Origin of the sequence: Herbaspirillum sp. B65 (assembly GCF_000333555.1) — a bacterium.
Classification (GTDB): domain Bacteria; phylum Pseudomonadota; class Gammaproteobacteria; order Burkholderiales; family Burkholderiaceae_D; genus Herbaspirillum; species Herbaspirillum rubrisubalbicans.
In genome coordinates, this window is the sequence record NZ_BADI01001164.1 from 1 (window position 1) to 907 (window position 907).

Sequence of the window (907 nt, forward strand, 5' to 3'; positions counted from 1 at the left end):
AATTCCAATTCCACATTTTCAAGAAATAAGGAGGCAAAAATGTTCATATATGAATTGGAATTATTTGTTTTCTTATTAGGCCGAGATGCGCCGCGTGCGGCTGCTGGAGATGGCGGACGCGATGGATATGTTCTGCCAAGGGTTGGTTTGCGCATTCACAGTTCTCCGCAAGAATTGATTGGCTCCAATTCTTGGAGTGGTGAATTGCAAGGCCGCGGCCAGACGGGCGTCGTAATCCATCTGCGGCTTGAGCAGGCGCAATTGCTGGGCCAGTTGCGGCACGTCCTTCAAGGGTCCGCGCGCCAGGTCTTCCAGGCGGCCATAGCCGGAGGTGTTGTCGGGCTCGGCGAAGACCACGTCGAAGCCCACCGACTGCGCCTGGTAGGTCTGGGTCATCTGCTTGACCAGTTGCGCCACCACATCGCGGCTCCAGGGCCAGCGCCCCAGTTCGGCGATGCTCTTCTCATCGATGTCGATGATGACGATGCGCGGGTCCAGATCGGGCTGGGTCACCCGCATACGCAAGTCGTAGAAGAACAGGTCCAGCCGCTCCACCAGGCGATTGGGCAGCACATTCATCACCACCGCCTCGGCCATGCCGGCCAGTACCAGCGCCAGCAGCCAACGGGCCCAGTATTTGCCAAAGGCGGTACGCAAACGACGCAGCATGGATTTTCCCCAATTTCCCTTTTGTTTTTGATTGGCTGCGATCATGCCAGTAGTTGCGCGCGGCCACAATCGGCACCGGCTGCATGGATGTTGCCCAAAGGGAAGACACGAGGATAANGCGGCTTGATGAACCGATGGCCAAAATGGGTTCTAATGTTTTCCCGCCACCTTTCTATGGAGCCCGCATGAAGCAGATCCCCTTGATCACGCTGCGCAACGGTGCGCAAAGTCCCGGCCC

1 pseudogene is annotated in these 907 nt (G+C 57.3%); it reads right to left on the reverse strand.

The annotated features are described in order from the left end of the window. Nucleotides 1–207: 207 nt before the first annotated feature. A pseudogene (locus I5W_RS28060) lies at nucleotides 208–714 on the reverse strand (CHASE2 domain-containing protein); the annotation flags it as partial. Nucleotides 715–907: the final 193 nt, after the last annotated feature.